The following is a 5,778-nucleotide window of genomic DNA, read 5'->3' as shown; positions in this document are numbered from 1 at the left end:
GGCTCGGAACTCGGCAGGAAACGGTTTCGGCACGAGATTGATCCTTCCAGCAAGGACGAATCCTCACAGGTCAGGAGTCAACCAAACTGGGGGCAGTCCCAAGAGACGACCCTGACGAAGTCGACAGACGCCATCCGACCACTGGCTAGCACGATGTCGTCTAGGTACTGCGATTGCTCCAGCATCTGGCGGTGCACATTGCTGCATTGCACCGCCGCCGCAACCTCTCCCAACCTCTTGTCGCAGACAACACGAACGTTCACGACGGCGTCTGCCGTCCCGCACTCAACATCTTCTTTGCCGTCCAAGGTGCGGACGATGGCGAAGGGCAACACGTCATTGTTCCGGCGCGTAATGGCGCTGGGAAACACCACATTCAGGAGAGTGGCAACGACCTCTTCGGCATCGTCTGGGCCTTGGTCAAGCACGCTTGCAGCCCTTGCTGGAGTTGCACGGTCGGCACGCTGGCTGCCTGTTCAACAGCCGGTGATCCGTACTGTCCCCACTGATGTGGTCCCACGTGGTGGCACGCGCTCCGCTGCAAAGGATCTGGAGCGCGCAGACACCGAAGGGCTTGCCCCACGCCTTGAATGCCGGATGTTCATATCTGGCATTCCGCCATCGACGGGTGTGCGCCGGGCACCTTGTGTTTGGTGACAACGCGCCACAATCGAGACACGGCCGCTTCACCTCTGCCCCGGCATCGCATTCTGGTTAGCGACGTGCTCAGAGAACGCCGCGAAATTCGCGTCCTGGGACTGAGCTGCGCTGGCGTGGTAATCGATCGTGTTGTGGTTGGTGACGCTCGACTGGTTGTTGTTCTGCGTGGTGCTGTTGTCTGCGACCTGTTGAGCAGTGAGCGGGTCCTGACCCTTATCCGGTCCCTTGCCCAGAATCTTGTCCGTCAGGCCACCGGCGACATTCTTTGCAGCAGGCCGGATTCCAGCCACACCGCCGAGAATTTTGCCGAACCAACCTCGCATCGGGTCGGCGAGTTCAGACTCGACTGGCAAGAAGGTCTGCATGAGGCCTTCGACGCCGATACCGGCCGCTTGGGCGCCAAAGCCAATGGCACGGTTAATCTCATCGATACCGATCTGTGCGCCTGCCGCTGCCGCTGCGCCTCCAGGGAAAGCACCGGCACCCGATGCGGCTGCTGACTCTGCGGCGCCGATGATGCCGCCACTAAAGCCGATGCCATCAGACGCGGGTAGGCCTTCGCCCTGTGTGATGCCCCGCTGTGCGGTGTCGCGCGTTGCCGTACCTCCCGCTTTTTGGTCGGCAGGTCCCGGCAGCGGTCCACCAGGGGGGCCGCCTGGGCCACCAATGCCACCCGGTGCCCCTGGAGGTGCCATAGGTGCTATCGGAGGACCACCGGGCATTCCCGGTGCGGGTGCGGCTGGCCTGGTTGCGGCTGGCTTGGGTGCCGAATTCACATCGCCGACGACCCGCCCGCCCTTGTCGTAGCCGCGAATCTGTTCCAGCTCCGGCCCGAAATGCTGGGCTGGCCCCTTCGGTACGACGAACTCACCGGGGGTGAGCATCGCCGGGACAGTGTCAGATGGCGCGATACCCGCCGGTCTTGCGCCGGGCTGGCCATCCTTGGCATCTGGATACTGTCCGAGAATGTTTGGCATCTGCTGGCCATTGGCATTCGTCCGCGGTGCCAGCATTCCCAGCAATCCCGAGCCAGGACCCGCGGTGCCGTAAGCCGCGGTGACGCCACTCAGCGCCCCGACAACCGGTGCCATGGCCAGGCCGCCAAGCATCTTCGTGAGGTTCTCAAAGATGCCCGGCAGTCCCTTTGAGACGCCGAAGTCGGAATCTAGCGTGGCACCGATCTGTTGCATGCCATTGCTGTACTGGTTAGCCGAATCGGAAAGTTTCTTCCACGTGCCCTGTTGGGCCTCGGAGAGCTTGTCTAGCGCTTTTTGGTACGCCCAACCATCTTCGATAACCTTCTCGTGGGCGGCACTCTTCTCCAAACCCGTTGCCGTGGGGTCTTTGCCGAGAACAGCCTCATCCATGCGCGACTGTTGGAGGTTATACCCCGACTTCCAAACGTCCTGCCTTGCTTCGGTTACCGCGCTCTGGTCTACGTAACCGGGAGCGCCATAAGTGCTTCCACCCGGCCGGTAGTAATGCGACGTGAATGCCGGATCGAATGCGCCCGTTCCGCCGATCCCGCGATTGGCAGCCGCCACGTCACTGCCCCAGTTGAAGGGAGTGCCGTCAGGCAACGTGGCCTGCATATGCGCCGGGTCGTAGCCAACGTTCATCGCGCCGGGAATATTCGCACCTGTGTTGTTCGGCAAGAAGCCATGCGCCGGGAGCCACGTAGCAGCATTACCGGTGTTCAACCGGTCAGCGCCACCCATAGGTAAGCCGTCCATCTCCTTGACGAGATCGCCTACCGCACTTGAACAGTCAGCGAGACCTTGAGACAGATCGAACGTGCCGCCCGGGTCTACGTAATGACCAGACGGGACGTTCGCCAGTAAGCCGCCGCCACCTGGCGCGGCCGTCGGCATGCCAGCGGGTAAGTAGTCGGCCGGGTTGAGACCCGCCCGTATCTTGTCGCGCTCACTAGCAGAACCGCCGCCCGACGGGTTGTAGCTTCCGTTAGGGCCACCCAATGACGTGGGGATAGCGTCCTGCATAGACGGGGTGGGGGCATAGCCGATCGAACCATCACGCCTGCGATACGTACCGGCGGGCAATCCATTGGCGCTAGGTGGGTGCGCGGCATTGTCTGCGGTAAGCCAGCGGTCAGCCGCCGGATTACCGGGACCGGTTGCTGCGCCGGGGGCCGCGCCGGGCAGCTGCATCCCGGCGCGGGTCAACGCATCGTCTAACTTCTGCTGAGCTAGCGCCTCTGGACTTTGGGAGTCGCGATAATTCGGATCTAACAGCCAGCGAATCGAATTCGCGATGTTGGAGATAACCCGCAGTGGATTAGTCGCGGCCGGGATCTGCGTGGCGACTCTGCCGACTTGCGTATCGAGTCCGTCGAAAATGACTTTAACTAGCTGGAGCGGTCCGGCCCACGTCTCAAATCCGTTGCCCGCATTGGTCGCTACCGACGCAATGGTAGGCAGCATCTCCGCAACTGTGTTCAAGGCATCTACGATGGCTGGCAGCGACTCCTCGCCAATCGGGGCGAGCTTGCCGAAGGCGCTAATGAAATTGCCTGCGACACCGGAAAGCTGTTGGAAGGCACTGATACCACCGGCTAGCCAACTCTGCAATTGACCACTAGCAGAGGCGGACTGAATGAACCGTGCGAACTCAGACGCCGCGTTGCTGATGCTCGTGGCGAGCGGGGCCAGCGCACTGGAACCTACGGCCATAATGTCGGTAATAGCGCGGGTCATCGATTGCGCGGCGGGTGCTGCGGCCTGAAATGCTGCGCCGATATTGGACATAGTCTGACTTAGCGCGGCGCCGGTTTCCGGCGTCATCAGCTGGTTGCCGATGCCCTGGAACATCTGGTTAAAAACGCCGGCGATGGTCGTCGTCATACCTTGGACCGAGGGCAACAGCGTCGTGGACAGCTTCTGCAACTCGGGTCCGATGCCTGCGAAGAAACTGTCTTGTGTCGCCTCTCGCAGGTCTTTAATCGGTCCGGCCACAAGAGATTTCAGCGTGATGGCCGCTTTTTGCGCGTTCGGACTCAGATTATTGAGTGCGGCCGCGAACTTTTTGGGGTCGGACATCGAATCAATTGCGTCCGAAAAACCATGTGTAGCAAGCGCTATTGTTCCGAAGGCGGCACCCGCAGCACCAGCAGCGGCAGGCAACAGCCAGATCGCCTGGGACGCAGCCGTTGCGACACCGACAACCTGGACTAGGGCGGGTGCTAGGGCCAGCACTGCACCCGGCATCGCGAACTTGCTAAGACCACTCAGCGCGGTGCCGAGCGATTCGACCCCACTGACTGCGGGCGTGAGATCTTGCACGGTGCGCTGGGCGTCACCGAGCTTGCGGCTGGCACTGTTGCGGTCGGCTTCGATTTTCGCGACCTGCTTAAGCACGTTCGCCGACGCGATGCGCGCCTTCATGAGGTCGTTCTCTAGTTTGGTCTCGGCACCGATGTCACGGACGTTTTCCCGGCGACGTTGGGCGAGTTCACTTTCTGTCTGTGCGTAGCGGCGGGAGATGCCCTCGGACGTGGTACGGGCCGCGAACAAATCTGCCTCTTTTACCGCGATTAAATCGGCAGCGTCAGCGGCGTCTTTTGTTGCTTTCTTCAACCGGGGGGACAAGGTCCTGGCGTAAGCATCGCCGTGCGCCTTGCCCTGTGCCGCACCGGCGTTGGTGCCGATTCGTTCAAAGTCAGATTTCAGATCGCGCTCAAGCTTGTCGGTATCCGATCGGAGCTGACGATCTTGAAGTCTGAGCAAAACGTCCAAATGGATCGCGATGGCAGGTATCCCTTCTGTAGATTCTTGATTGGCAGACTGTTGCGAGTCGTCAGCAAACATCCGAAGTTTGACCCCGCCGCTGCCGCTCATCCCGTGAACGGGGGCACTTGGCGACGTGTCGGCAACAAAGAACCGAGCACGGCGGGGGGTTTTCCACGCGCGAAGGAGGCCCGGCCGCGGGAACGAACAGACGCACCGGCCGGGAGAAAAAACGCGTGGAAGATTAAGCCCGCCGCCCCGGGAGCGCGGAGAACGCTCAGACCGGGGCGACGGGAGTACAGAGGGCGTTGCGCCCCAGATAGGACGACAGGGGCGGGCAGCCCATCGCGGGATCGGCGTTGCGATCCGCGATGGGCAGGCGCGGGGAACGATTGTGTCCAATGGCGGTGATCGCAGGTCGCATAACCAGAATACGAATATAGAAAACTGTTCCACGGCGACCGACTACGCCAAGACGTCGCAGCTATGGGGCCAGGACGGCAGTTCGGGGGCGCGCGTTAACGCAGTCCCGGCGTTAGGAGGCCCAGCGAGCTTTCGCGGGCGTCGTAGCTGCGGGCCTGCCAGAGCGGGTCACGTCCACGTAAGCGGAGAACGTCTCGTCAACGGTTTGGTAGCCGCCGCCGGGTGATGCCGCCAGCGGGACAGTGGTCGTACTGCCGTCGGCGTGCGTGATGGTGATCGCGGTCGGAGTCACTGTGCGGCCCCTGCGACGATGGTGGTGCGCGGGATCGGGGATGCCCTCAAGATGGTCGTTGATTGCGTCTACGGCGATGCGGGCCACCGCGGGCGGGATACGTACGAGATGGTCACCCTGCCTGATGTCGACACCGCCAGCGGCATGCGGCGTGACGAACACAGACATCATCCCCGGGGAGGTTATTTTCAAATCGGCTGCTTTCTTATGAGACTTGCTAGATAGGCTAATAATCGCGGACGGGCACTTACCCGGGCGCTACCCACGGGCGTTAGGCGAACGTCACCCAGTAATAGTTCGGACATCCTTCAGCGTGTCCAGATGAGCGGCACGTTGCGCGGCACCCATCGATGACTTGCTCTCTTTTCTGGCCAGCCATCTTTTGATCTTTAGAACTTGAGCACTCGTCAACGCCACCCGCTGGAACTTGAGAATCTGGTACCACCACGGGTGCCGTAGGCACCCTGACGGCAGCCCTTTCAACACTCGTTAGATTCGATGTCGTTAGGCCCACTGGCGACTGTGATCGAAGCGCATCAACGTGGATCGGAACGTGGCGGAGGTGTCAATGGCCAAGTTGAAGTATCCGTTGGTGGCCGGATAAATGTATCCACCCCGTGCGGTGATTCTTAGGTCGGTGTGGGTTTGTCCTTCCGGTGT

General features: G+C 61.4%; 3 protein-coding genes. All 3 read right to left on the bottom strand.

The window, feature by feature from the left end; genetic code table 11:
- Positions 1–77 precede the first annotated feature (77 nt).
- Complete coding sequence (locus H7J73_RS10955) at positions 78–428, bottom strand: hypothetical protein (protein WP_264067385.1); 351 nt, start codon at positions 426–428, stop codon at positions 78–80.
- A 258-nt stretch (positions 429–686) separates the two neighbouring features.
- Positions 687–4,514, bottom strand: a complete 3,828-nt coding sequence (locus H7J73_RS10950; protein WP_264067384.1) for a hypothetical protein — start codon at positions 4,512–4,514, stop codon at positions 687–689.
- A 424-nt stretch (positions 4,515–4,938) separates the two neighbouring features.
- Positions 4,939–5,289, bottom strand: coding sequence for a hypothetical protein (locus tag H7J73_RS10945; protein WP_264067383.1), 351 nt, complete (start codon positions 5,287–5,289; stop codon positions 4,939–4,941).
- Between the last annotated feature and the right edge of the window lie 489 nt (positions 5,290–5,778).

It is taken from the genome of Mycolicibacterium komossense, from assembly GCF_025822605.1.
GTDB classification, from domain to species: Bacteria; Actinomycetota; Actinomycetes; order Mycobacteriales; family Mycobacteriaceae; genus Mycobacterium; species Mycobacterium komossense.
Note: the sequence above shows the minus strand (reverse complement) of the source record. Positions and strands in the feature narration are given on the sequence as shown.

Excerpts from the sequence above, each read along its gene's own strand:
- H7J73_RS10945 (WP_264067383.1), bottom strand. The coding sequence starts at position 5,289 with ATGATGTCTGTGTTCGTCACGCCGCATGCCGCTGGCGGTGTCGACATC.
- H7J73_RS10950 (WP_264067384.1), bottom strand. The coding sequence starts at position 4,514 with ATGAGCGGCAGCGGCGGGGTCAAACTTCGGATGTTTGCTGACGACTCG.